This is a genomic window from Serratia sp. EWG9, assembly GCF_019913725.1.
GTDB lineage: Bacteria > Pseudomonadota > Gammaproteobacteria > Enterobacterales > Enterobacteriaceae > Serratia > Serratia ureilytica.
On record NZ_JADNRO010000029.1, the window covers coordinates 1 to 440 of the forward strand.

Genomic DNA, 440 nt, shown 5'->3' on the forward strand with positions numbered 1-440 from the left:
AGGGCGCTTACCACTTTGTGATTCATGACTGGGGTGAAGTCGTAACAAGGTAACCGTAGGGGAACCTGCGGTTGGATCACCTCCTTACCTAAAGATATTAGTTCGAGTGGCGTGCTCACACAGATTGTCTGATGAAAAAGTAACGAGCAAAAGCGTCATAAAAGTACGGTGTCGTGTCCCCTTCGTCTAGAGGCCTAGGACACCGCCCTTTCACGGCGGTAACAGGGGTTCGAATCCCCTAGGGGACGCCAAGCTTCCGACCCACCCGGTGAAAGCGGCGGTCTCAAGTATCTGACGATACACCATATCTTAAAGATGACTTCCGAGTCATGTTTAAGATATTGCTCTTTAACAATCTGGAACAAGCTGAAAATTGAAACATGACGGCTGAAATTTATCCCTCCGTAGATGTACTGGGATAAAGAGTAACCTGTCATAGA

At 47.7% G+C, this 440-nt stretch carries 1 tRNA gene and 1 rRNA gene; both read left to right on the forward strand.

Going from position 1 to position 440, the window contains the following annotated elements:
• Positions 1 to 87 (forward strand): 16S ribosomal RNA (locus ITX55_RS23900); the annotation flags it as partial.
• A gap of 88 nt (positions 88 to 175) precedes the next feature.
• Positions 176 to 251: transfer RNA gene (locus tag ITX55_RS23905), tRNA-Glu, on the forward strand.
• Positions 252 to 440: the final 189 nt, after the last annotated feature.